We start from the raw sequence: 25,744 nt of genomic DNA, 5'->3' as shown, positions 1-25,744 counted from the left end.
AGCGCGCCGAGAGGACGCACCCCTCGATGCCAGGAGCCGCATTGGCCCCGCCCACGAGGAGTCGTCATGCCGTTGCATCCAGCCGTCGTTCATTTCCCCGTCGCTCTGGCCGTCCTGGTCCCGCTCGTTGCGCTGGGCGTTCTGCTCGCCTGGCGGCGCGGCTGGCTGCCGGCCCGCACCTGGGTGGTGGTCGTGGCGCTTCAGGCGGTGCTCGCCGTCGGCGCCGTGGTCGCCATGAAGACTGGAGAGGGCGATGAGGAGCGAGTGGAGAAGGTCGTCCGAGAGGCCAGCATCGAGGCACACGAGGACGCCGCCAAGCTCTTCACCCTGGTTGGGTTTGGCGTCCTCGTCTTGGCCGCGGCGCCGCTTCTATCGAAACGCGACTCGCTGAAGCAGGCGCTCGCCGGTGCCAGCATCGTGGGCAGCCTCGGGCTCGTGGGGCTCGCCTACAACGCGGCGCACCGCGGGGGACAGCTCGTCTACGCGGAGGGCGCAGGCAGCGCCTACACGACGCCCGGAACCGCCGAGACCAAGACCGCAACCACGCGCGACGACGACGACGATTGAGCCGTTCAACGAGCCTGGGCTCCGCGGCTCCCCGCTCGAAGCTCCTCCGATGCTCGACCGTGGGCGCAGGCGCGTGGTACGTGAACCCGAGAGAGAGGAGGAAGCATGCCTGAGCTACGTTTGACGCGCCTGGTCCAAGGCGGGGGTTGAGCCCGGAAGCTTCCGGCGGAGGACCTGGTCCAGGTCCTGAGCAAACTCCCGACGCTCTCTCATCGTTGGCTGGACACGGAGACGGGTCCCTTCGACGACGCGGCGATCGTGTCTCCATCACCCGGCGCCGGCAGCTCACTCGTCCTCACGCTCGATGTGATCACACCCGTCGTCGATGACCCCGGGGAGTTCGGACAGATCGCGGCGGCCAACGCGCTCTCCGACGTGTACGCAATGGGGGCCGAGCCGTCGGTGGCACTCAGCTTCGTCGGGATCCCCGACGCCGTCCCACTCGAGGTGCTGGAGCAGATCCTGCTCGGGGTGACGGCGAAGTGCCACGAGGCGGGCTGCGCCATCGTCGGCGGCCACACCATTCGCGACAGCGAACCCAAGGTCGGCCTCGCCGTCGTGGGCTCGGTGGTTCCGGCGCGCGCCTGGACTCACCGTCGCGCCCTCGCTGGGCACAAACTGATCCTCACCAAACCCATCGGCACCGGCGTGATCGCCCAGGCTGCCCGCTCCGATCAGGCCGACCCTGCTTGGTTGCACGAAGCGACCCGATGGATGAAACAGCTCAACCGAGCCGCCAAGGACGTGGGGCTCGAGCACGGGGTGACGGCCGCGACGGACGTGACGGGCTTCGGCTTGCTCGGCCACTTGTTCCACCTGGCATCCGGCAGCGCGCTCGAGGCGCGGGTGTTCGTCGACCAGGTTCCGCTCTTGCCCGGCGCGCTCGACTGCGCGCGGGCCGGGCACGTCCCGGGTGGCAGCAAGAAGAATCTGCGCTACGTCAGTGCGCACCTCGAGGGCAGCGCCGCCCACGACAGCGCGCTCGTGACCCTGCTCGCGGACGCGCAGACGAGCGGCGGCTTGCTCCTTTCGCTACCGGCCGACCGCGCACAGGCCGCTCTCGCACGCCTCGGCGGAGAAGCGCGCGTGGTGGGGGAGCTCGTGGCAGGCACTCCGGGAAAGCTCGTGCTCGCGTAGTCAGTCGAGCGGTGTGCCAGCGGCCGCGTGCATTGCCCGCACGGCAGTCGAGAGCTCGTCGAGCAGCGGATGATTCCAGCCGGTCCCGAGGGCGCTGAGCACTCCTCGGTAGTACCAGAGGGTCTCGTCGCGGGTCGCCGTGAAGCGATCCCAGACTGCTTCGCCGATCGCGCGGTGATCCCGCAAGATCGCCGACGCGTTGTGCAGCTTGTCCGCGGCGCTGATCAGCTTGAGCTCGTCGGGCTCGTCGCGCAGCTTGGCGAGGTAGGCGAGCTTGCGCTCCTTCCAGGGCGGCTTCGGCTGCGTCACCGAGTCACTCAGGCCCACGACCAACCGCGCGACTCGCGCGCCGAAGCGGCTTTCGAGGAGTGCCGCGTCCGCGCCCGGGATGTCCTCGAGATAGTCGTGGCACAGGGCCGCGATGGTCTGCTCCTCGTCCCCGCCGTGCTCACTGACGCAGGCGGCCACGGCCAGCAGGTGCGACAGGTACGGCACTCCGGAACCCTTGCGAGCTCGGTGACGAAAGGCGTCGGCGACGAACCCGAGGGCCTCGTCGAGCCGGGTCGAATAGGCGGGGCCGGGCTTCACGCCCAAACTCTACCCTGTGTGGGTGCGTTTGCCGGACGCGCAGCTTTTTCCAGCCAGGGCAGACACGACTTGAGGTATTCTCGTGACACTGCAATCGAGCGGCGGCCACCGCGGGCCCGTCGCCATTAGAACCGGAGGCAGCCGTGCCGATTGACGTTCCCGCTGTGCGGATCCTGATCGTCGACGACGATCGCGCGATCTGCGACTACATGCAGACGCTGCTCGAGAAGGACGGCTTCACCGTCAAGGCGCTCAGCGATCCGACTCTCGTCGAAGACGAGGTGAGACAGGGTGCGTACCACGTCATCATCCTCGACTTGATGATGCCCAAGCTCGACGGCATCGAAGTACTGCGGCGAATTCGCGAGCACGACACGGACGTGGCGGTGGTCGTCTTCACAGCCCATCCCAACCTCGACTCCGCCGTCGCCGCCATGAAGCTGGACGCCGTCGACTACATCAAGAAACCGTTCAACGTGGACGAGTTCCGCGACGTGCTCGCGCGGGTCATGCGCAAAAAGGGACTGGCGCGCACCCCCGAGGAACTGCTCCACAAGATCATCGGCGACACCATTCGCAACCTGCGCAAGACCAAGGAACTGACACTCAAACAGATGAGCCGCCGGACGGGGCTCAGCATCTCGCTGTTGTCTCAGATCGAGCGCGCCGAGAGCAGTCCGTCCATCTCGAGCCTGTACAAGATCGCCCTCGCCCTCGACACCAAGATCCAGGATCTTTTCGGCGACAACTGAGGCCCGAGCGCGACTCGCCTCGCGCCGCCGCGGGCCGAACGCCCCGGACCGTGTCACCCTGCTTGAAATTGGAGCCATCAGCCAAACCATGAATTATCGCGCTTTTCGCCGCCTCGCTGGCCTGGGCATGGGCTCTGCCGGCTTCCTCTGGCTGCTCTTGGCAGCTGCTCCGAGCCGCGCCGACTGGCCGCCGCCGCTGACGGCGACGGTCGACGACATGAAGACCCCCAAGTACTGGCCGAACGATCCAGCCTACCCCTACGTGGCCAGCGCCAAGGCGGGCGAGCGCAAGAGTGGGCAGTGGCAGTTCTACTCCTTCATTCCCGAGCGCTCCCCCGGTTCCTTCGTGCCGCAGCTGAACCCGGGCGAGACGGCCGCTGGCATGAGCGTCGATCTGGCATGGCGCCACACCATCGGTGACGACCGCGTGCTGATCGCGATCCTCGACTCCGGCATCAAGTGGGACGAGGCCGATCTGGCGGAGAAGGCCTACCTGAACATCGGAGAGCTCGCGACCCACGCGCCGCTGAAGGCGGACAGCTCGGCGTGCGCTCCCCTCGACCCTTCGAAGCCGACGGAGAAACTCTTTGATTGCAACGGCGACGGCATCTTCACCGCTGGCGACTACAAGGATCACCCGGGGCTCACCCCGCCCGACGACGGCAAACATCCGCAGGGCGACAGGAACCAGAACGGCATCCTCGACGCCGGTGATCTGATCGCGAACTTCTCGGACGGCATCGACGACGACGGCAACGGCTACGTCGACGACATCTCCGGCTGGGATTTCATGAAGAACGACAACGACCCGTACGACGACACCCGCTACGGGCACGGGACGGGGGAGGCCCGCGACTCGGCCGCGGCGACCAACAACGGCATGGGCGACGCGGGCATTTGCCCCAAGTGTCGCTTCGCGCTGCTCCGGGTCGGCGACAGCTTCATCGCGGACGTCCAAGATTTCGGCAAGGCCGTGGTCTACGCCACGGACAATGGCGCGAAGGTGATCCAGGAGGCGCTGGGCACCATCAACATGACGCCCTTCGCACAAACCGCGATGGACTACGCCTGGAGCCGCGGGACCGTGGTGGTCGCGAGCATGGCCGACGAGAACAGTCGCCACCACAACTACCCGGCGACCGCGAACCACACCATGCCCGTGCACGCCGTCACGATGCTCGGTGGGGATGACCAGAGCACCACGGCGAAGAGCTTCCTGTCGTTCAACAACTGCACCAACTACGGCGCCCAGAACTTCCTCTCGGCCTCGGGGACCGGCTGTTCCAGCGAAGCCACCGGGCGCCTCTCCGGGCTCGCGGGCTTGGTCTATTCGATGGCTCTCCAGTCGAAGCTCGACCCGCCGCTGTCCCCCGGTGAAGTCTTGCAGCTGTTCATCAAGACGGCCGATGACATCAACATCGAGGCGTCCCAGAAACCCGGCTCGGATTTCTACTGGTCACAGGAGGGCTTCGACCAGCGCTTTGGTTACGGCCGCGTCAACGCCAACACCGCAGTCGAGTGGGTCGAGGCCGGGAAGATCCCGCCGGACGTCGACATCGTTCGGCCGTTCTGGTTCGAGACCCTGTACAAGGACCAGCTCACCCAGGCGGTCCCGATCATGGGCACGGTCAAGGCGCGAAGGGCGCCGCTCTACACCGTGATCGTGGAGTGGGCACCCGGAGTGCAGCCGCTCGAGGGTGCCTTCAAGCTGATCAAGAAGACCGAGAACATCAAGAGCAGCGAGGTGCCGGTGCTCGGCGGCGACGGCACCCCGCTCGCGTCGCTCGACGTACGCGAGATCGACGTCACCCACGAGCGGGACAGCGACAGCCCCCTGGGCGAGAACGACCGCACCATCACCGTTCGGGTACGCGCCATCGCCCACTACGGCGGGACCGTCGGGGACGTGGCCGGCGAGCTTCGTCGGGCGTATTCGGTGCACGAAGACCCTGATCTGCTGGACGGTTTCCCGTTTTACCTGGGCTCCTCGGGTGAATCGAGCCCGAAGCTCGCCGACATCGACGGCGATGGCGTCAGGGACATCATCATTGGCACCTCGGACGGTCGCGTGCACGTGCTCAGCACCGCGAGCGGCAAGCCGGCGTACGTGAAGGGCTTCCCCTTCAAGACCAATCCCGCGGACGGACTGAACCCAAATCTCACCCCGAGCTACCTGGCGGCGCCGGGCTACGCGAGCGCGGACAGTCTGGTCGACAAGAGCTCGGCGGGTGAGTCCATCGTCGCGACGCCGGCGATCGCCGACCTCGACGGGGACGGCAAGCTGGACATCGTCGTCACGTCCTACTCCGGCACGGTCTACGTGGTGAAGAACGACGGCAGCGCCCTCACCGGCTGGCCCCAGCGTCTGCCGGACGTTCCGTCGTGTCCGCAGGGCGCGCCCAAACCGACGGACAAACCTTGCATGGATACCCAGACCCGGATCGCGCGCGGCGCCTTCGGCAGCCCGACCATCGAGGACATGGATGGCGACGGGAAGTACGAGATCGTCCAGCCAGCTTTCGACGGCAAGGTCTACATCTTCAAGGCAGACGGCAGCATGCTCGATGGCTGGCCCGTGGGTGTGCACTACGAGGGGGGCGATGGCAGCGGCGAGTACAACCGCATCTTCACCTCGGCGGCGGTCGCAGATTTCAACGGCGACCAGCGCCCCGACGTGTTGGTCGGCTCCAACGAAAAACTGGGCAAGGCCGGCTACGCCGGGGCTTTTTACCTGATCGACGGGCGCGGCACGAAGGCGGGTGCAACTCCCTATCTGAAGAACTGGCCGGTCTCGACCGTGTCGTTCAACCTGTTCCCGGTCATCGCCGAGGGCGTGAGCAACTCCCCCATGGCGGGTGACTTCGACGGCGACGGCGTCCCCGAGGCCGTGATGCACGGCAACGCGAGCGCGCCGTACATTCTGCCCACGGATCCAGGAACGCAGAACCTCTTGTCTTCGACGCCGACCAACGCGCTGCCGGTCACCACGAACAACGACACCGGCGCCGTGCAGCGCGGCCTCGCCCCGACCAGCATCTTCGGCGCCGACTCCAAGGCGAACCAACCGGACACGATGTTTCCGCTGTTCGCTCAGCCCTCGATGGGGGACCTCGACCAGGACGGCGTGCTCGACATCGTGGCCAGCGGCGCCTCGCTCAGCATGGCGCAGAACCTCCTCTCGAGTCAGCCCGCCAAGGGCCCCGCGCAGCACTTGTTGGCGATGTGGAGTGGAAAGACGGGGCACATGCTGCCCGGGAGCCCGGTCGTGCTGGAGGACTTCACCTTCTTCAACAGCCAAGCGATCGCGGACATCACGGGCGACGGTTATCCCGAGGTCATCACCGGCAGCGCCGGCTACTTCGTACACGCGACGGATGCCTGCGGGGTCGAGCCCAAGGGCTGGCCGAAGTTCACCGGCAACTGGGTCATCGCAACGACGGCGGTCGGCGACATCAACGGCGACGACAGCCTCGAGGTCGTGGTCAACAGCCGCAGCGGCTTCCTCTACGCCTGGAAGACCGAGGGGAAGACCGACGATGTCGTGAGCTGGGAGAGCTTCCGCCACGACAACCGCAACACCGGCAACTACGCAACGCCGCTCGAGCAGGGCAAGCTTCAGAGCGGAGTCGGCGCCAGAGAGATCGATGCGGAGGGCAAGTGCGTCATCGCCGAAGGCCCCAACAAGGTCCCGACGCGGTCGCTCGCCGCGGCAGGCGGATGTGGGTGCCGCGCAGCCGGCTCGGAGCCGCCCGACAGCGGCTTGTTCCTGCTGGCGCCGCTCGCGGCCCTCCTGGCCCGCCGCCGACGACGCGCGGCGTGACCCGCGCGGGCGCTCCGCGCCCGGACACGCATCACTCGGTGCCGAAGGTCGGACTTGAACCGACGACCCCACGCTTATGAAGCGCGTGCTCTAACCAGCTGAGCTACTTCGGCAGGGGGCCGGCACTATGGGGGGTAGACCCGGCCTTGGTCAAGGGCCTCCGCGACGCCCCTTGCCGGGGCCGTCCCGCCCGACGGCGGGGTTGGTGGCGTCGAAGGTCATGCGCAGCGGCTGCGGGCCCGGAAGGAGCCGGACTGGCAGCCGGGCGAAAGGCGCGGCGCGGCGGATGGCTGCGACCACGTTGCGATCGAACTCCTCGATGCCGCTCGGCCGCAGAACCGCAAGCGCGGCGAGGCTGCCGTCCTTGTTGATCACCAGGTTCACCGTCACCAGACCCGAACGTCCGTCCGCGATGGCCCAGTCGGGGAACGCCTTGCGCCAGAAGGGCTCGACCTTGCGCTCGACCCCGCGAAAATATCCGATCACCCCCGGATCCGCGCCGATGTCACTGAGCGCGCCGGCGCCAGTACCCGAGGGCGCCGAACGCGAGCCGGCGCCGATTGCGCCTCCGCTTGCCGGGCGCCCCGGGCCCGGATCTCCCCCGGCTCCGCTGCCCACCCGACCGCCTGCGGTGCTCGCGTGAATCAACGACTCGACCGCGTTCGCGACATCTTGTGAGCTGTCCGTGTCGTCGTTCGGTCGCCCCTTGTTCAGCGAAGGCACTGCCGCGCGCGCGCGGGGCACCATCGGGCGCGCGAGCACGACCGAAGCGCTCCGCCGATGATCTCGCCCGGGTGAGCCGTTGTATGTACCCAGCGCCCCGAGCGCACGAGTCCCCCCGGCCTCCGCGCCACCGGTCGGTCCGAAGGCTCCGGCGCCGTCGTCGAGCGCGACTCCACCCAGCACCGCGCCGAGCTCCGAGGGTGTTCCGCCACTCGACGTGCCACGCGAGGGGTCGCGCTCCGCAACCGGTCGACGCAGCGCGAGTCGGCCCGAGCCGGATGCAACGAAGGTCAACTCCATCGGGTTCGGCGTGGCCCGCCGATCGTCCCACGACTCGCGCAGTTGGCCAGTCCGCAGCCGCTGCACTTGGCTGCGATCGAGGCGGTTCATCGGATCCCGATCGAGGCTGAGTCCGTCGACGCTGTCCGCCAGGTTCAGCGCGCGCTCACTGGCCTCCCGCGTACCGCCCCGTCCCGCTTCGTCCAGATCGGGGCGCGGTGTGCGCTCCCCACCGAAAGGCAGCGCGGTCGGCCGTTGTTCTGGCACGGCTTCGGGATCTGCAACACCCGAGAGCCCCGCGGCCGTCACGGTCGGCAGGGTGAGCCCGGGCTCTTCGACGCTGACCTCGATGCTCGCCATTGGCGCCGGCAGGCTTCGCGGCTCCGCCATCGACCGATAAAAGAGCCAAGCACCACCGCCCAGTGCCGCACCGTGCAAGAGCACCGACGCCACGAGCGCCCCGGGTGCTCTGAACGGACGGGCCTCGGACATCCAGCCTCAATTCTGGCTGATGCCCGCCGCCGCCGCCAGCAACGGCCCGAAGCGCCGGCAGGCATTCTTGCTGGTTATCTCGGCCAACTCCGCCAAATCTACCCCGCGCAGGCTCGCGATGGCCCGGGCCGTGTGCAGCACGTGGGCCGGCTCACAGCGCTTTCCCCGCAGCGGGATCGGAGCCAGGTAGGGCGCATCGGTCTCGACCAGGATGCGGTCCGCGGGAGCCCACGCCGCCACGTCCTGAACCGCTCGCGCGTTCTTGAAGGTGACGATGCCCGAGAACGAAAGGTCGAAGCCGAGGTCGAGCGCTCGCGCCGCGAAGGCGCGGTCCTCACTGAAACAGTGAATCACCCCGCCCACGTCCGCTGCCCTTTCCCGCTCCAAGATCTCGAGCGTCTCGGCCGCCGCCTCGCGGGTGTGCACCACGATGGGCAGACGTCGCTCCCGGGCAAACGCGACCATGGTGCAGAACACGTCGCGTTGAACCTCGCGCGGGGAATGATCGTAGTGGTAGTCGAGTCCCACCTCGCCGATGGCGACAATGCGTGGTCCCTGCGCAAGCTGGGCCAAGAGCGCCGACAGGTCCGGCCCGTAACTCGCCGCGTCGTGCGGATGCACCCCCACGGTCGCAACCACGTCGGGGCGACGCCCGGCGAGCTCGACCGCCGATCGTGTCGCCGCCTCACCCCCGACGCCGATACAAACGAAGGCCGACACCCCTTCTGCCCGGGCGCGCTCGATGACCGCCTCGGATCCCTCCGCGAAGTAGCTGACGTCGAGGTGACAGTGGGTGTCGATCAGCATGGTTCACTCACGGGCGATCCGGCCCACGGCTCACGGCCGCCAGCGTACGCCGGGGCCGCGCCACGCGGATGGAGGTACCACATCGCGCGCGGCACACACGGAGACGGACCGGCGTTCGGCCAACTCCGTGCGCTACCGCGCCCGATTCAGCTCAGTTGCCGCCGTAGACCTGCAACGCTGGCTCCGGGAAGCCGAGGGTCGCCGCGGTATCACGAGCAAAGTCCATCAACCCGCGGTACAGCCGCAGCTCGACACACTTCTTGTTGTCGTCGCAGATCGTGGCGCCCTTGTAGATGGGCTTGCCCTCGCTATCGAGCTTGATGTTCGCCGCGCCGGTGTCGGGATCGAACGGCGTGGTTGCGTCGAGCTCGTAAGCCTCGGCGGTGAGTGTGTTCGCCCACTGCACCATCTTGGCAGCGATACCCTTGTCGTATTTCTTGCCGAGCAGGGTCTCGTCGCCGTAGCGCTTGGCGAGATAACGCTGTCCGGTCTCCGGATCACGCCACTCGACGCGCTGTTTCGGCAAGTAGCCCGGATCGAGGTCCGACCCGAGCTTGTACATGCGCATCAGGTCGACCCAGTCCCAGGTCTCCGCCGTCGGCAGGTACACGTAGGACCAGAACAGGATGAACTTTTGCACCTCGTAGCCAAGCTGTGGATCGACCGGGCGTGAGCCCTTCAGTGTGTTTCCACCCCCGACCTGGTCGCCAAGCGCCGTCTGGCAGAGCAGCGTACCGTTGACCGGCCAGCAGATCTCCGGACCGTTGGGTGAGATGAACGACACCCAGCCAAGTGGGCTCTCCGGGTACTTTGGACCGCTGTCGGTCTCGACGATGTGCGGCGCACCGTTCGGTTCGGAAGTGACTCGAGCGGCGAACAGTCCGCGGTCGCCGGTCAGCATCGAGCCGATCATGCGACGCATGCCGTCGCCCCAGAGATCGGTGTAGTTGATGTGCCCGAACCGCGCATCGAGGCCGTCGAAGCGCCAGAAGTTGAACGACCGGTAGGACGCCTCCAGCATGGCCTCGAACGCGTACGTCTTTTCGTAGTACGAGCCGGACTGGTTCAGGTAATCGATGGTCCAGTAGCCCTGACCAAACTGAAAATCGTTGCTCAGCGGCTTGCCACCGAACGACACGTCGCCGCTCGCCGCAACGCTCGCCCCGTTCGGAATGTCGACCAGCGTCGGGTCGATCCCGGCGCCGGCGGACACACCACCAATGACATCGTCTTCCGGCAGGAGTGGGCTCTGCGGATCGGAGCTCTCCGCGTAGTGCGGACCGATGTGCGGCCGGGTCAGCACGCGGGCGAAATGATCGAACCCGAGGGCCGCGCCCACGCCCGTGTCGTAGAAATAGCCACCCTGACCGAAGTAGGCGCTCAGGATGGTGGCCAGGGGTATGCCGAGGTTCTTTGCATACTCGTGCGCATAAAAGCCCGCGACGTACGCAACACCCTGGGTGAGTCCACTGATCTTGGCGTGGTAGCGGCTGAGCGCGCGCTGGTAGGCACCGTAGACCGTGAAGTTGACCCGGCCGTTGCGGAAGTTGTCGAAGATGTGCCGGCTTTCATACAGGTTCGAGTGAAAGGTCAGCTCCTCGAACAAATCGCCACCGTTGTCGTGGCGATAGGTCGACGGTGACCAGCCGTCCGCGTACTCGTCGGACTCGAACCCGTACGGCATGCGCGGCCGACCCGTGAGGTCCCGCGCCCGGCGCGAGGTGAAGAAGCGCGGGTTCGTGCCCGTCTGGTCCGACAGCTGATCGGGCAACAGCTCCGTGTACCCGACGTAATCGACCGGCGCGCGCTCGCAGCGTGTCCCCTTGACGATGTGGCCGTCGAACAGCGGGTCGTACTCACCGTCCTTCTGGGCATCCCAGTCGGCGGGCGGCGAGGTGTCCGCAGGCTTGCAATCGCGGATGAAGTGGAACCACTTGTTCCACTCCGAGTAGTGCATCAGCTCTTCGGCGTTGCTGCCCCAGTTGTCGTCCGGGCGCGCAACGACCTGACCCAGGAGCCCACCCGCGAAGTCCACCAAGCCGGCAACTTCGTTGCCCGCCGGCGTGCCCTCGACGACGATCTCTCCGTCCTTGTTGCGCACCGTCGCGACCATCGCAGGATCGTTCATCACGTCGACGACGTCGCCGTAGAACATACGCGTGCCGGCGTAGTCGTACACGCCCAGACCCAGCATGTCCTGCGTCAGATCACCCGCGTAGTCCATCGTGGTGGTGTGCTGCCAGGTGTAGATGGAGTTGTCGTGCTCCTCCTTCGTGATTGGGTCCCAGTAACGCGGCCCAACACACGATTTTCCGTCGTCGACCGCGTCCGTGCACGGCTCGTTGACGGTGTCGTTGTCCGTGCGCAGCTGCCAGTACTGCGGCCGCCAGTTGAACTTGTCGTAAGAGCTGACGAAGTTGTGGCGAAAGCCGACGGTGTGACCCATCTCGTGGGCAATCACCGCGTAGTGCATGCGCCCTCGCAGGTAGTCCCACATGCGGTCGACGCGGACCTTGGTCTCACCAGGAGTCTCACTCGCCCCCGCCGGGAACTTCTTCTTGATCACCCGCGAGAGCGCCGGCAGCCCAGTGGGCTCGGGCGCACCGACGATGCACTGACCGTGTTTCGCCAGGTTCAGGTGAACCTGCTGCTCCGCTTCGCGCAGGATGTGGGAGCGCATTCCGCGCAGCGGCGAGGCCTGCTCGAGCACCGCGTCGTCCACGGGCTTCGAGGGGTCCACACCCGCCATCTGCGACCACATGCTGTTCATGAGCTGGGCCTCGATCTTGGTGCCCTTCGCGGCGTTGATGCGCTGGTCGAACTCCGCGCGGCCGCTGCCGCCAACTTCGGGCGGCAAGCGGTTCCACCACAGGTCCGTCTTGAGATCTTCGCGCACCTTGCGGGGGTCGAGCAGCGCCTTTGCCTTCGCGACCGCTTCGGGTTTGACCGCCTCGGCGTTGAGGCCCTTGATGCCCGCCATGCGCTTGTTGATCTCCGCGCGGGTCATCTTGAAACCACCCGCGAGCTCACGGGCGCCCTGCCCCCCTTTGTCGTTGTCCAGCGACACCCAGTCGCGGATGTAGGAGCCCGTCGAGATGTCAGCGCTCTTCAGCTCACCGTTCAGCCAGCGCAACTGGTCGACGAAGCTCTGGGCCGCGGTGTCCGTGACGGCGTTGTACACGTTGATGCCCGCACTGATCGCCTCACCGGTGAGTGGATCGGCGAGCGTCGGTCCGTATCCCCACGGGGACTGATTCTGACGCGTCGGCCAGACGTTCACGTGGTGGTAGCGGATGTCGCCCGGCCGTACCGTCATGCCGATGTCCCCGCAGGCGCCATCATCGCCCTCCGCCACCGGGTTGTGGCAGAGCACCACCATCGGGCGGATGCTCGCGTAGGTCGGGGCCATGTCGGCGGCCTCTTCCCCGGCCTTCATCGGGAACTGCCCCGCACACGCCGCCGCGTCCGGCAAGCCCGCGCTCTTGCCAGCGGTGCGCTTGCACTCGACCAAACGCGCGGCTTGCACGGCGCCTCGGATCGCAATGTCCCACTCGAATGTCGCTCGCCTCGTGGCGTCGAAGATCACCGTGTCGTTCTCGGGACCGACCGTGTAGCGCCAGACCACGGGGCGCAGCTCGCGCTTGGCGTACGGGATCGTGCACAGGCCCGACAGGTCATCACAGCGCGACCCGATGCCGGCCGTCTCGCATTGATCCTCGGTGCCGTTTTGGTCCGCGTCCGTGTGGGGATCCAGCTTGGCCGTGAGCTGCGCCGGCGTATTGCACTCGACGGTCGTGTGGCTCTGAGCCCAGATGTTGTAGCGCTGGGCGAAGCGCCGCCACTCGTTGTCGATGATGCCGTAGCGGTTGTCCCAGCCCATGCGGTCCTGGGTGAAGACACCGAACGAGTTCATGCGGGAGCCGTCCCAGTGGATCGGCTCGTAGTCCGTGTAGTTCTTGTCCCCGGGCTGGGCGACCTTCTTGAACGAATAACGGATCGTGACCTCGCTGTTTTCGCAGTTGCCCCAGGGCGCCGTCGCCCCGATGACGATGCTTCCACGATACAGGCAGGCGTTCACCGTCTGGCCAAAGACGGTCACCATCTTCGGCTTGAGGTAGAGTTTGTTGGTGACGTCGAAGTAGCCGTCCTTGCCGTCGAAATGCGGGGCGTCCGGGTTGTTCGGATCATCGACGTAGTACTGAAGGCTCTCGGTATCGAGGCTGTCGCCGAAGGCGCCCTGCTGAGCGATCGGGTCCCAGCCCATCGAGCTGGCGACCAGGTTCTGCGACCAGTCGACGCGGAAGTACTTGCGCTCGTACCAGGGCCGGTCACTCGAGTTCTCCTCGATGACGTTCAGCTCCTCGCCCGTGGTGGCGTTGTAGGCGCGCTTGACGTCGAAATGCGCCTTGATGTGCCAGGAGCCGATGACCCGGCCGGTGTTCGTCTTGCGGTTTCCGTGGCCGTCCGAGCCCTCGATTTCCTCGTAGGTCATGCGCGCGTTGAGCACGTCTTCGAGGATCTCCCATTTGACCCGACGCAGTCCGCCGACCAGCCCCGGAAATACCCCCGCCTGATCTGCTCCGTAGGGGACGTCGGTGATGGTCGCCGCTGTGTAAAACTCCGGGTCGTCCTCCGGCGTCTTCAAGTCATCCCCGACGAAGAAGCTCTTCGCCAGGGCGTTTGCCTGAACCTTGTTGATCGGTTCACGCTCATCGGCGCAACCACCGGCCAAACCGACCAGCGCTGTGAGCACACCCAACTTCAGCCACTTCGACGCGAATGACATCCGCACTCCTCCCGTAACTCGACGGCCGCCAAGGTGACGTTTCAAGTGCCTGCGCGCCCACGCCGGCTCTGCCCCGAGCGGCGGTAGCCTACACCCAAGCGGCCCGACGGCCAGCCCGAAAAATGGCCGAATTGCCGTTCCAATTCCCCTGGAAAATCCGCAGGACCGAGCATCCGCCCTAGGCAAGGCGTCGACGCACACCGAGCACCAGAGCGCCGAGTGCAAGTACGCCGGCCGCCACGAGTAGCTCGCCGGCTCGCGCGGCTCGGGCAACCAACCAGACCGCACCTAGCGCGAGCGGAGCCGCCAGCGCGTGCCAGGGAGAGAGCCCAAGCGTGCGTCGAAACGAGAGTTTGGCGAGGGCAGCCACGCTCATGCCGTACTGCGCCACGACCGCGACGCTCGACAGCGCGAACAACTCCATCAGGCGTCCCGAGACCACCGCTGCACTCACCGCAAGCGCCGTGAGCCAGAGCGCACGCTGCGGGACGTGCCGCCGGTCTTCTCGCGCCACCCAGAGACCGAGACCGTCCGGGCGCCCGAGCGCGGCCAGGTAGCGCGGCGTCATCGCGAACATCCCAAAGGCAATCCCCAGGGCCGAGAGGTTGGTGCCGACGGCGACCATTCGGGCGACGCGCGCGCCGCCGAGGGCGTTGCCGGCAGCCACCAGCGGTGCCGGTTCGACCGCCAGCCCGGGGAGCGAGGTCAAACAGGCGGCGTGCAGCACCACATACAGGGCTGACGCCGCGACCAGCGACAGGATCGTCGCGGCGGGAACCACCCGCGCCGAACCCCGAGCGTTGCCCGCTGGCACCGGCACGATCTCGAAACCCTGCGTCGCGAACACCACGACCAGGGCCGCACGGGCGAAATCCGCGCGCGCCGGTGCGTCCGCGCTCGGCAGTGTGGGGCCCGCCATCAGGAACAGCGCCGCTATCAACAGCAACGGCAAGAGCTTGAGCACGGTGATGCCGCTCCACACCCACGCACTCGGCGAGAGGCCACTCGATGCAACCGCGGACAGCGCGAGCACCGCAAGCACCGCGAACAGACGCTGTCCGACCTCGCCGTGAAAACCGAGCAGCGGGCCCGCATGCTGCGCGAGCCCGGCGATCACGGCCGAGGTGCTGAAGAGCGCGGACACGTAGGCCACCCAGCCCACGGCAAAACCGGCGGTCGGGCCGAAGGCCGCCCGGGCCCATACGTACGGCCCGCCGTCCTCGTCGAAGCGACTGCCCAGGGCAGCGTAGGCAAAAGCGATCGGGAGCAGACACAAGGTCGTCAGCACGTACACGGACAACCCGGCGGTGCCCGGCACGAGTGCCGCCACTTCGCTCGGCGCAAAGAAGATCCCCACCCCGACGATTCCGTTCACCCCGAGCGTCAGCAGGCTGCCGAACCCGAGGCTTCGTCTTGCCGCCGGCGACTCGATTCGGTCACGCACGACGGGACCTCAGTGCAAGAGGTCGCCGAACCGCTCTCTCTGCAACACCGTGACCGCGTCGGCCAGCGAACCGTCTTGATATCCGTAGCGTGCCTTCATGCGCTCGGCGGCCGCCTGCACTTCGACCCGGCGAGGCTCGTCGAGCCCACTTCCCTCTTCACACAGGAGCACGACCAGGTCGCGCGCGAGCTTGGCTACCGCGACTCGCCGCTCGCCGAAGACAGCATCTTGCATGCGCTTCAGCTGCAAGGAAAAAACCAGACTGTTGTCGATCACGTCGCCGGGGTGATCGATGGCCCAGGCCGCAACTCGACTGATCAAGGAGTGCCGCAGGTCCTCGGCCTTGTCGGCGGAGCCGAGCAAAGTCTCGACTTCACCCATCAGGCGAGGATCCGGATCTTCGTACTGTCCAGTCAGCGGGTTTCGCAGCTTCTCCCCCTTCACCCAGTAACTCACGTGGGTGATGTAGCGGTCGAAGAGCTCGCGGTACCGAGTCTCGTCCACCAACCCGCTGGCCACCCGCAGCTCGTCCTCGAGCGTCTCCAGCAGACGCTCGCGCAGCTCCAGGCGAAATTGGCGATGGTCGTGATAACTGCCGGCGACCTTCTCCTCCTGAAGCCATGCGTACTCGCTCGTGCGCTCACACAGCCGGTCGAGCTCTTCGAGCACCGCCAGCGGCGACAAACAGCTGTAGAGCGGGCTCTGCGCCGCATCCAGCAGCAACGTGCGCATCTCCCTCGGGCTGGCCCCCGTCGACCCTTCGTAGATCGGGTAGGTGTCACTCTCGTAGTAGAGGTCACCGATGGACGCGCGCAGGACCTTCTGGCTCTCTTCGTCCAGCCGGGCAGGCGCCGTGCCCGTGGCGTAGAGGTCCAGCTTCTCCATCGCGGTCAGATCACCGACCAGGCTCTTCAGAGGTTTTTCGTAGCGATCGGAGTTCGGTCGACGCATGCGGGTCAGAACGGCGAACATCGCCGCCATGCGAGTCGCGTGCGGGGCGACGTGTTTCCGGACCTGCGGCGCGATCTGAGCGTCGTAGATGCGCTGCTCTTCGAGCCAACTCCGCAGGTACGGGACCTTCAAAAGCTCGAGGCGACCGCGGAAGCTCTCGAACTCCGGGTGCTCGCGGAATGCGTCGAGGTGCAGCTCGTTGCCGCTCGCCAACATCACGCAGTTCACCTGCACGGTCTGGGATCGCAGGGCGACCTCGCCGGTCTCGGCGGTGATCTGCAGGTACTTGAAGGCATCGAGCGGGCGCTTCAAGATGTCCGAGAACTCCAGCAGGCCACCGGCGGCCTCGATCAGCTCGCCGAAGGCCTCGAACAGCGTCACGGCCTGCAGCGCAGACGGCAGGGCGCTGAGCGAACGGTCGGCGGTCACCTGTCGCTCACCGGCGTCGACGGACAGCTGCGGACCGAGCGTCACGGCTCCCACGCGATAGCGCTGGGAAATGAAGTATCGCTCCACCTGGACGTGGCGGAGCACTTCCTCGAGGGAGCCGCCGTAGCTCGTGAGCAGCGCCTCGTATACCTGTTTGCTCTTGTGCGAGAGGCTGCCCTGGAAGATCCAGCTCGGCGGGGGCTCCGTCGCGCCAGCCTCGCGGTAGGTGCGCTCGAGCACTGCCGCTCGCGCCTCGTGCGGCAAGAGGAACAACGGGTGATCACGGACCTCGACGAACAGCCGGGCGTCGATCTGGTCTTCGGGCAAGTGAGCATAACTGCCGTCGTCCGGCGCACCCGCCGCCCGGCGCCCACCAAAACCGATCGCACCCTTGAGCTCGCGCTGGCTGGGGAAGACCCAGTGAAACCGATAGAGCGCGCCGACGTCGAGCGCGGAGTACTGCTCGAGCGCGTGCATGATGCAGGCGGCGGCCGTGCTCTTGGCCGAACCGTTCGGACCATGCATCAACAAGACACGATTCGGGCGCCCCTCCCGGACGAAATTCTCCAGCACGCGGAACAGCTCACCCTGCAGCGCCTCCTGACCGACGAGTGCGTCGTGAGCTACGCCTGCGACCTCTTCGAAGGGCTGATCGAACAAACGGAAGCGAGTCTCGGTGCCCCACGGTCGCTCCACGTTCTCTCGACCGTAGTGAACGAACATGTCCCTGAGGTAGCGCGACGCATCCCGCGAATGACCGACGGGATCGGTCGCAAAGAGCTCGAGGTATTCCTGGAAGGAGAGCACCCGCCGCTCTTGCTCGAACCCTCGCTGGACCTGCTCCGCGATCAACCGCAGCTCGTCGAGGATGCGCTTGCCACCCATGGGCACGAGCCTACCAGATCGGCGCCGGCCCCGATCACCCGGCGCGCTCACTCGGCTTTTGTCAGCAGCCGCTGACTATTTGACGTCGACTTCGAGCGCGAGCGCGCGCTTCTCGATCAGGCATTTGTCGTCCGTGCAGACCGAGAAGTGGAACACGCCTGAGGATCTTCTTCTTGCCGGCGGCGGCCCCGGTGAACGCCACGGGCATGCTGACGCTCATGTGCTCCACCTTGGCTTTGTCCTTCTTGACGATGGGCTCCGGGAAGGTCACCCCGACGGTCTCGGCGACCTTGAACTTGTAGGGGTACTTGTCGTTGGCGTGGAAGGGCGCCTTGGCCTCGAGCACGATCTCGACGCTGCCCTCTTGCCCTGCCTTGTAGCTACCAGAGGCCTTCATTCCGAGCGTGAAGTTGGTCTCGGCGTAGCTCGGCTTGGCGCCCGCGACGTCGGCACCAACCCCATCGGTGTTCGCCTCGTCGCCCTCTTTCGCAGCCGCAGGCTCCGTTCCGGACTTGTCGCCCGCCACCGTTGCCGGAGTCACCTCCGTGGGAGTGTTCCCAATCGGCGGCTTCGGCTGCTCGGCGGTCGGCGTCGCCTCTTTGCTGCACGCGAACGCGAGCGCGGCGGCAGGGATCAGCAATGCCAGTGAGAGACGCTTGGAGAACGAGGCCTTCATGACAGCTCTCGATACCACACGGCCCGGCGTCGGGCCACAGCTGCCAGGTGGACTCGGGTCGCCGCCCGGGGGGTTCGTCTCAGCGAAACAGGACGACGACGATCAACACACCAACCAGCAGCGCGATGCCCCCAACGGCGACCGCCAGGAGCAGCCCGAAATTGCCGGACTTGGGCACACCCATGGGGACCAGGTCATCCTGATACACACCCTGCGGAGCCATCGGATGCGCGCCCATGGCCGCAGGCGAAACCCCCATGGACTGCGCACCGAAGGCCTCGCTCTCGCCGAAGAAGTTGTCGGCCGCGTCGGCGGGCGGAGGAGCGGCGGCGACCATCATCTCCGGGAGCCGCGCGGTGACCGTCGCTCCAAGCTGGTCCTGGGGCACGGTGGCCCACTCCTGGTGTGTGCCCGTGAGCCCAAAGGCGTGGCCGAGTGCATCGGCGAAGGCGCCGACGGAGCCGATCCGGAGGGAGGGATTCTTCTTGAAGGCGTGCACCATCACCCGGTCCACCGTCGGCGGGACGGTATGCGCTCGACCGGCTGCGGCCACGCTCGGCGGCGTGGGATCTTTCGTCAGGATCTCGAGCAAGATGCTCGGGCCGTTGTTGCCCTTGAACGGAACGGTACCGGTCAAACACTCGTACGAGATCGCGGCAAGGGCCCAGACGTCGGCGCGGTGGTCCAGCGTCTCGAGCCCCTGTGCCTGCTCGGGGGCCATGTAGTAGGGCGAGCCGATGGTCGTGCCCATCACCGTCAGCTTTTTCGCCGGATCGCTCTTGTCCTTGACCGAGCCGAAATCGAGGATCTTGACGATGTCGCCCTCGCGCGTCTGACACAGAAACACGTTGTCGGGCTTCAGATCGCGGTGCACCAGCTTCCGGGCGTGCGCCTCGTCGAGCGCCAGCGCAATCTGGCTGATCATGCGGATCACCCGCTCCGGCGGCATGACCTGCTCCCGCTTGAGCATCGCGCGCAGCTCCTCACCGTAGAGGAACTCCATCACCAGTGCGTAGCTGCCGTCGTGGGTCGCCTGAAAATCGCTGACCTCCACGATGTGATTGTGAGGCAACAGCTGGCTGACCTCGAACTCGCGCTTGAAGCGCTCGAGCGACACGTTGTCGGTCGCGACGTCCGGGTGGAGGATCTTCAGGGCGACGTTGCGCCGCTCCACCATGTCGAGGGCCTCGTAGACGCGGCCCATGCCGCCGTCCGCCACGACGCGCCGAACCTGGTAGCGGCTGCACATCACCTGGCCGATGCGCGCGTCATCGTCGGCTGCGGCGACCGGCGCCAGCGTGGCGCTGACCAGCTCCTTGCCGTCGACGGGACAGAAGCCCGCGTCGTCGGGGTACAGCCGGTTGCACTCGGAACAGGCCTTCATGCGCCTTCCGACCCCCCTGATGCCCTGATCAGCACGGCGCTCACGCCCCCGTGGACGGGCCTTCCTCCGACTGAGATGCCTCGTCGGACGGCACGTCGATGCGGAAGTACAAGATGCGGTTGCAGCTCGGGCACTGGCCGAAGTCGTCGCTCTGGCGCAGCTGCTGGTAGAGCATCGGCGGTAGGCGCATGTGGCACTCGCTGCACGTGCCCTCGGTCGTGTGGGCCAGGGCGGTGCCGCGGCGTTTGCGCACCAGCTCGTAGCGTCGATAGAGCGTCGGCAGGACCAAGGCGACCAGCTCCTTGCGAGCCTTTTCCTTCTCCGCGGCCTGGGCCTCGGCCTCGCTGAGGCGAGTGGTCGTCGCCCCTTCGGTCTCACCGAGCTCACCGGAAATCTGATCGCGATCGACGGTGGTGGTCTCGATGCCGGCGCGGGCGGATTCGGCGAGCCCGTTCAGTCGTTCGATCTCGATCTCTCGATCACGAAACAGCTTGCGAAGCTCCTCGACCTCGCGCTGCGCAGCATTGGCCTCGCGTTCCGTGCGGCAGCGGGAGAGTTTCTCCCTGGACTTCTCGATCTGATTGCTCATCTGCCGCAGCTCGAGCATCAGCTCGTTCCGCATGCGCTCCATGTCCTCGACACTCTGGCGATCACGCGTGATCTTGCCGTCGAGGTCTTGCAGCGACTGCCGCTTGGTAGCGAGCTCCTCTCGCTCGCGAGCGAGCTGCTCTTGGAGGTCTTTGAGCTCCGAATCCAAAGCTGTGAGGCGTTCGAGGGCGTCGATTTGAGCTTGCAATTTCACGGACGAACACGGCTCCCTGGCGTTGAGGATCCCCCGTAGAACGTTTGTGGGCCCACCTGGGTTCGAACCAGGAACTGCCCGGTTATGAGCCGGGGACTCTGACCGATTGAGCTATAGGCCCGCCGGCTCGAATTGGGGGCGCACCTTCGGCCGGGTTTAGGCGACTGGGAAGGAACGCGGACCCATGCAAGCTCCACGCCCGGAAACCTAGTCGAACGCCGCGGGTGGGGCAACAGCCGACGCGGTTCGGGCCGCTCTCGGCCTTTCGCGACGATTTCACGGCAGACCCGGGCGGCCGGTCAGGGTTTGGGATCGGCGCAGCAGCGAAATCCGGCCTGGTAAAATCGGAACCACCGATTGTGCGAGTTGGTCACCGGCCTACAGCGCGCACGGATGGGACCCCAGTACCCGCCCTTGAGCCCCGACACGTCCTCGCCCTTGTCGATGGCCGGATCCTCGTTGACCACCCACTCGTCGACGTTGCCGGTCATATCGTGGATCCCGAAGGGACTCACACACGCGGACATGGAACCGCTCTGCACCCGTTGGTCGAGCCGCGACACTTCTTCGGATATCTGGCGGTCGTGGGAGAAAGCCGAGAAGTCCGGGTCGCGATAGTGACGGTCGATGTTGCACGCATCCGCTCGCCGCTCGAAGCCATAGGGATACGGAACCATCTTCTCGCCCTCACAGGCAAACGTCCACTCGCTCTCGGTGCACAGACGCTTGCCCTCCGCGAGGCAGGCTTGCTCGGCATCCACCCAGCTCGCCATGACCACGGGGTAGACACCCTGCTGATTCGGGTACTCGAAGCGGTCCATGCAGAAGCTCTTCTTCACCTTGAGCCCCTCGCACAGGATCGTCTTCTCATCGTAGCGCCGGCAGCGGTCCCGTTTCTCCTGGAGCCACTCGACACAGCGATGCCCAACGTAGGGACAGTAGATCCCCTCGACCATCAGCATGCCGTCGGCACATCTTGCAGGGGCCGCCGGCGCCGGCTGAGACGCGGCGGGCGCGGAGGAAACCACGACGCCGCTGAGCGCCGGACCCGGCACGTGCAACATTCGCTGCTCAGGCAGCCCGGAGAGTCGCCGAGCCGCGACCAGCGCGCCCGATACCGACAACAGCACCAAGCCGGCGAGTAGGGCGGCACGACCTGTGCGGGTGAATCGCCCTGTCTGTGCTTGTCGCGCGGCCACCATCGGCACCGGGATGGGCCCTAGCCGCTCGGCTCGGAGGTGCCGGGATGATGATCCTCACTCACCGCCACGGGCCAGCCGTCCGGCCCCTTCTTCTGGTCGAGCGCCTGTTTCGGTTGTGGATCCGGAGGCAACATCGGCGAGATGCCGTCTGCGGTGTCAGCGCAGCAGCGAAACCCGATCTGGTAAAACTGAAACTCGGGACCGTGGCTCCGGGTCGTCAACCGACAGGTATTGCGGACCGGACCCCAGTAGCCTCCATTGAGAGTGGAGATCTGCGCGCTACCCTCCTCCGAGTTGTCGGTCCATTCGTCCACGTTGCCGACCATGTCGTAGGCGCCGAACGCGCTCACACAATCCGGGTGACTGCCGATCGGATCAGCCTGCCAGAGTCGCGCGATCTCCGCATCGCGGGTGCCTGGAGCCACGAGCTTCTTGGCGTCCGCCTCCTCGACCGGTCGGCTCACGTTGCACGGGCTCGGAAATCGCTCCCAGCCGTAGGGATAGGGCGCGCGCTTGGGGCCCTCGCACGCCAACGTCCATTCACTGCGCTGGCACAGCCGCTTGCCCGCGCTCGCGCAGGAACGTTTTGCGTCGTACCACGTGGCAAACACCGCGGGTTTCTCCCCCACTCGGTTCGGCCACTCGTAGCGATCGACGCAAAATCGGCGCGGCTCCTCGTTGTAACGACATTCGGGCTTGCGCGCGTACTCGGCGCAGCTCGGGCTCGACTCGCTGACAAACCGCTCGCACTGGTACTCCACTGCGGGACACGAGCTGCCGTCGACCAAGGCCATGTCTGCCGGGCAGGGCGCCGGCAGCTCCGCCACCACTCCCACGCTCACGGCGGACGCTGCGGCCAGCTGGGCCTGAGGCGAAATCACGCTCGGTAGCGGCAAGATCGCCACCAGGAGCGGGATTAGCGGGCTGAGGTCGGGCGGAATCACGGGCGACCCCGTTATGCTCGGGTGGCGTTCTTCGGCCAACTTCCGGGCGGAACCGTCCCCCTTCACCGCCCACGGGGCTGCCGTTCCCGCGCTACCGGCGCTAGTCTGTCGGTCCCGAAATGGTGGACACGCTCGTCGTGCGAGCTGCCTCGCAGCACAACCTGAAAGAGGTCAGCTGCGAGCTGCCCCGCAATCGCTTGGTGGTGATCACCGGACCCAGTGGCTCCGGCAAGTCCTCGCTCGCCTTCGACACGATCTACGCCGAAGGCCAGCGCCGCTACGTCGAGTCCCTCTCGGCGTACGCGCGCCAGTTCCTCGACCAGCTCCCCAAGCCACGGGTCGAGAGCATCGAGGGTCTGAGCCCCGCCATCGCCATCGAACAGCGCGCCCTCGGCAAGAGCCCACGCTCGACGGTGGGGACGGTGACGGAAATTGCGGACTACCTGCGGCTGCTGTTCGCTCGCGTCGGCGTCCCGCACTGTCCCATCTCGGGAAAGGTGCTCAGAGCCCACACGGTCCAGGAAATCGTCGATGCCGTGGTAGCCCGCGGCGAAGGCGCCAAGAGCGCCATCCTCGCGCCCGTCGCTCGCAAGCGAAAAGGGGATCTATGGACCGAGCTCGACCAGCTGCGGCGCGACGGCTTCGTGCGGGCACGGGTCGACGGCGTGCAGATCGATCTCGGTGAAGAGCTCTCGCTCGACAAATCCAAGACCCACGACCTCGACGTGGTCGTCGATCGCATCGTGGTGAAAGACGGCGTGAAGGGGCGGGTCACCGACTCGGTGGAGCTCGCGCTCAAGCTCGGAGACGGCACGGTCCTCATCGACCCGGTCGACGGCACCGAGCCCGTGGTGATGAGCGAGCGGCTGGTCTCGTGGGAATACGGGCTCACCTTGCCCCCGCTCGAGCCTCGACTCTTCTCCTTCAACAGCCCGCACGGCGCCTGTCCGACCTGCGACGGGCTCGGCATGCGCTCGGCGATCGATCCGGGCCGGGTGGTGCCGGACGAGACCCGCACCCTGCGCGAAGGTGCAGTCGCGGCGTTCGGTCGGCGCGGCTCCCTCTCGACCGCGACCGAAGTCGCAGCGCTGGTCGATGCGCTGGGCGTCAACCCGGACAAACCTTGGCAGGATTTGCCCGAGGCGCAGCGGCAAGCGATCTTGCTCGGCAGCGGCCGCAAGAAGGGTCAGAAAGGCTACGAAGGCATCGTCGTTCGCCTCGGTCGCATGCTCGAGACCGGCGAGCTCGAAGACCAGGAAGACCACGACGACTACGACGGCGCGATCGGGCCGGAGGACCTCGGGCGTTTCGTCGTCAGCCAGATCTGTGATGCGTGCGGCGGTCGCCGTCTTCGCCCCGAGGCGCTGGCGGTCAAGCTCGGCGGCCGCGCCATCTCGGAGGTCAGCACGCTGCCCTTGCGAAAGCTCAAGCTATTCTTGGCAGAGCTGTCCGAGAGCGAATCTATGGTCGGTCGAGACGCCGCGATCGCAAAACCGCTGCTCAAAGCGGTGATCGAGCGCACGGGGTTCTTGATCGACGTTGGGCTCGACTACCTCACGCTGGATCGGCCAGCATTCACCCTGTCGGGCGGCGAGGGCCAGCGCATCCGGCTCGCCACTCAGATCGGCGCCTCGTTGGTCGGCGTGCTCTACGTGCTGGACGAACCCAGCGTTGGACTGCACGCGCGCGACAACGCGCGCCTCCTGGTCGCCGTGCGCCGCCTGGTCGAAAAGGGCAACAGTGTGATCGTCGTGGAACACGACCGGGACGCCATCCTCGCGGCGGACTTCATCGTCGACATGGGTCCGGGTGCCGGCGCCCACGGCGGCACCATCGTCGCGCAAGGCACGCCGGCTGAGCTGATGGCGAACCCGAACTCCGTCACCGGACCGTATCTGTCCGGGGAAAAGCGCCTGCCCCTGCCCAAGGTCCGGGTGAAACCCGGAAAGAAGAAGCTGTCGGTGATTGGCGCCCGGGCCCACAACCTGAACGACGTCACGCTCGAGATCCCGCTCGGCTGCATCACCGCCGTGACCGGCGTCAGCGGTTCCGGCAAGAGCAGTCTGATCGTCGACACGCTGCTGTCGGCCGCGCGCGCTGAGCTGTACGGAGCAACGGGCTGGGTTGGTCCGTGCGACCGCATCGAAGGGCTCGCGCAGATCGACAAGGTCATCAGTATCGACCAGGCACCAATCGGCCGCACACCGCGCTCGAACCCGGCGACCTACACGGGCATCTTCACGCACCTTCGGGAGATCTACTCCGGGCTACCGGACGCCCGCGCACGCGGCTACAAGCCGGGCCGCTTTTCGTTCAACGTGAAGGGCGGGCGCTGCGAGGCCTGCCAAGGCGACGGAGTGCTGCGTGTCGAGATGCACTTCCTTCCGGACGTGTACGTGACCTGTGATGCCTGCGGCGGGCGTCGCTACAACCGCGAGACGCTGGAGATCAAATACCGCGGGCTCGCCATCGCGGAGGCGTTGGAGCTGACGGTTGACGAGGCGTACGACCTCTTCGAGTCCCTCCCGCGCATCGCGCAGCGCCTAGCCGCGCTGCGCCAGGTGGGTCTTGGTTACGTCAAGCTCGGACAACCGGCGACGACCCTCTCGGGCGGCGAGGCCCAACGCGTGAAACTGGCGACGGAGCTCGCCCGCAAGGCGACGGGGAGCACGCTCTACGTGCTGGACGAACCGACGACTGGGCTCCACTTTCAGGACATCGAGCTGCTCACCCTGGCGCTCTCTGGCCTCAGGGACGCGGGCAATTCCATCGTGGTCATCGAACACAACATGGAGCTCGTCGCGTGCGCGGACTGGATCGTGGACATGGGGCCGGAAGGCGGCGAGGGCGGTGGACGCATCGTCGCGAGTGGCACCCCCGAGCAGGTTGCCGAAACTGATACCCACACCGGGCGCTACCTGAGAGAGGTGCTCGAGCGTCACGTTCCGGGCGCGAAGACGGGCAAACCGCCGCCGTCCGGCACCGGACCCCGAAGCGGTGTTGCCAAACAACAGCCGCCCGTCAGCCGACGCTCCAATGCCCGCAAGCGCTGAGCGCCCGAACGGAACGGCGAACG

General features: G+C 66.6%; 16 protein-coding genes and 2 tRNA genes. 5 read left to right on the top strand and 13 right to left on the bottom strand.

What is annotated here, in order from left to right:
• Positions 1-66 precede the first annotated feature (66 nt).
• Together IPI67_14645 and selD are read left to right on the top strand one after the other, a co-directional pair.
• Positions 67-567 (top strand): hypothetical protein, encoded by a 501-nt coding sequence (locus IPI67_14645; protein MBK7581436.1) that lies wholly within the window; start codon positions 67-69, stop codon positions 565-567.
• Positions 568-741: 174 nt separating this feature from the next.
• Positions 742-1,704, top strand: a complete 963-nt coding sequence (selD, locus tag IPI67_14640; protein MBK7581435.1) for a selenide, water dikinase SelD — start codon at positions 742-744, stop codon at positions 1,702-1,704.
• Here selD and IPI67_14635 read toward each other — a convergent pair whose 3' ends face one another.
• Positions 1,705-2,292 carry an HD domain-containing protein gene (locus tag IPI67_14635; GenBank protein ID MBK7581434.1) on the bottom strand — a complete coding sequence of 196 codons (588 nt, stop codon included), beginning with the start codon at positions 2,290-2,292 and terminating at the stop codon, positions 1,705-1,707.
• Positions 2,293-2,435: 143 nt separating this feature from the next.
• On the opposite strand from IPI67_14635, the gene IPI67_14630 reads away from it, so the two are divergent.
• Both IPI67_14630 and IPI67_14625 read left to right on the top strand, forming a co-directional pair.
• Entirely contained in the window at positions 2,436-3,044 is a 609-nt protein-coding gene (locus tag IPI67_14630; GenBank protein ID MBK7581433.1) for a response regulator, read from the top strand.
• A gap of 88 nt (positions 3,045-3,132) precedes the next feature.
• Positions 3,133-6,864 carry a VCBS repeat-containing protein gene (locus IPI67_14625; GenBank protein ID MBK7581432.1) on the top strand — a complete coding sequence of 1,244 codons (3,732 nt, stop codon included), beginning with the start codon at positions 3,133-3,135 and terminating at the stop codon, positions 6,862-6,864.
• Between the two features lie 39 nt (positions 6,865-6,903).
• Here IPI67_14625 and IPI67_14620 read toward each other — a convergent pair.
• From IPI67_14620 to IPI67_14565, 12 genes are all read right to left on the bottom strand, one after another.
• Positions 6,904-6,977: transfer RNA gene (locus IPI67_14620), tRNA-Met, on the bottom strand.
• Between the two features lie 37 nt (positions 6,978-7,014).
• Positions 7,015-8,358 (bottom strand): TonB family protein, encoded by a 1,344-nt coding sequence (locus tag IPI67_14615; GenBank protein MBK7581431.1) that lies wholly within the window; start codon positions 8,356-8,358, stop codon positions 7,015-7,017.
• A gap of 6 nt (positions 8,359-8,364) precedes the next feature.
• Complete coding sequence (locus IPI67_14610) at positions 8,365-9,165, bottom strand: TatD family hydrolase (GenBank protein ID MBK7581430.1); 801 nt, start codon at positions 9,163-9,165, stop codon at positions 8,365-8,367.
• 151 nt (positions 9,166-9,316) lie between these two features.
• On the bottom strand, positions 9,317-13,951 hold the full coding sequence (locus IPI67_14605) for a hypothetical protein (protein ID MBK7581429.1): 4,635 nt from the start codon (positions 13,949-13,951) through the stop codon (positions 9,317-9,319).
• A 178-nt stretch (positions 13,952-14,129) separates the two neighbouring features.
• Positions 14,130-15,395: an APC family permease gene (locus tag IPI67_14600; GenBank protein ID MBK7581428.1), complete on the bottom strand. Its 1,266-nt coding sequence runs from the start codon at positions 15,393-15,395 to the stop codon at positions 14,130-14,132.
• 9 nt (positions 15,396-15,404) lie between these two features.
• Positions 15,405-17,660, bottom strand: a complete 2,256-nt coding sequence (locus IPI67_14595) for a serine protein kinase PrkA (protein ID MBK7581427.1) — start codon at positions 17,658-17,660, stop codon at positions 15,405-15,407.
• 61 nt (positions 17,661-17,721) lie between these two features.
• Positions 17,722-18,336: a hypothetical protein gene (locus IPI67_14590; GenBank protein ID MBK7581426.1), complete on the bottom strand. Its 615-nt coding sequence runs from the start codon at positions 18,334-18,336 to the stop codon at positions 17,722-17,724.
• 79 nt (positions 18,337-18,415) lie between these two features.
• Positions 18,416-19,720 (bottom strand): serine/threonine protein kinase, encoded by a 1,305-nt coding sequence (locus IPI67_14585; protein MBK7581425.1) that lies wholly within the window; start codon positions 19,718-19,720, stop codon positions 18,416-18,418.
• A 40-nt stretch (positions 19,721-19,760) separates the two neighbouring features.
• Positions 19,761-20,522, bottom strand: coding sequence for a hypothetical protein (locus IPI67_14580; GenBank protein MBK7581424.1), 762 nt, complete (start codon positions 20,520-20,522; stop codon positions 19,761-19,763).
• Positions 20,523-20,569: 47 nt separating this feature from the next.
• Positions 20,570-20,643: transfer RNA gene (locus IPI67_14575), tRNA-Ile, on the bottom strand.
• Between the two features lie 178 nt (positions 20,644-20,821).
• Entirely contained in the window at positions 20,822-21,652 is an 831-nt protein-coding gene (locus IPI67_14570) for an SUMF1/EgtB/PvdO family nonheme iron enzyme (protein ID MBK7581423.1), read from the bottom strand.
• Between the two features lie 89 nt (positions 21,653-21,741).
• Entirely contained in the window at positions 21,742-22,668 is a 927-nt protein-coding gene (locus IPI67_14565; GenBank protein MBK7581422.1) for an SUMF1/EgtB/PvdO family nonheme iron enzyme, read from the bottom strand.
• A gap of 119 nt (positions 22,669-22,787) precedes the next feature.
• On the opposite strand from IPI67_14565, the gene uvrA reads away from it, so the two are divergent.
• Positions 22,788-25,721, top strand: coding sequence for an excinuclease ABC subunit UvrA (uvrA, locus tag IPI67_14560; GenBank protein ID MBK7581421.1), 2,934 nt, complete (start codon positions 22,788-22,790; stop codon positions 25,719-25,721).
• Positions 25,722-25,744: the final 23 nt, after the last annotated feature.

The sequence above is a fragment of the Myxococcales bacterium genome (assembly GCA_016706225.1).
In the GTDB taxonomy this organism is placed as follows: Bacteria; Myxococcota_A; Polyangia; order Polyangiales; family Polyangiaceae; genus JADJKB01.
The sequence above is the reverse complement of the archived record's forward strand: the minus strand, read 5'-3'. Positions and strand labels throughout refer to the sequence as shown.

Coding starts and splice junctions, on each gene's coding strand:
- IPI67_14645 (MBK7581436.1), top strand. CDS start 67: ATGCCGTTGCATCCAGCCGTCGTTCATTTCCCCGTCGCTCTGGCCGTC.
- IPI67_14625 (MBK7581432.1), top strand. CDS start 3,133: ATGAATTATCGCGCTTTTCGCCGCCTCGCTGGCCTGGGCATGGGCTCT.
- IPI67_14615 (MBK7581431.1), bottom strand. CDS start 8,358: ATGTCCGAGGCCCGTCCGTTCAGAGCACCCGGGGCGCTCGTGGCGTCG.
- IPI67_14610 (MBK7581430.1), bottom strand. CDS start 9,165: ATGCTGATCGACACCCACTGTCACCTCGACGTCAGCTACTTCGCGGAG.
- IPI67_14605 (MBK7581429.1), bottom strand. CDS start 13,951: ATGTCATTCGCGTCGAAGTGGCTGAAGTTGGGTGTGCTCACAGCGCTG.
- IPI67_14595 (MBK7581427.1), bottom strand. CDS start 17,660: ATGGGTGGCAAGCGCATCCTCGACGAGCTGCGGTTGATCGCGGAGCAG.
- IPI67_14590 (MBK7581426.1), bottom strand. CDS start 18,336: ATGAAGGCCTCGTTCTCCAAGCGTCTCTCACTGGCATTGCTGATCCCT.
- IPI67_14585 (MBK7581425.1), bottom strand. CDS start 19,720: ATGAAGGCCTGTTCCGAGTGCAACCGGCTGTACCCCGACGACGCGGGC.
- uvrA (MBK7581421.1), top strand. CDS start 22,788: ATGGTGGACACGCTCGTCGTGCGAGCTGCCTCGCAGCACAACCTGAAA.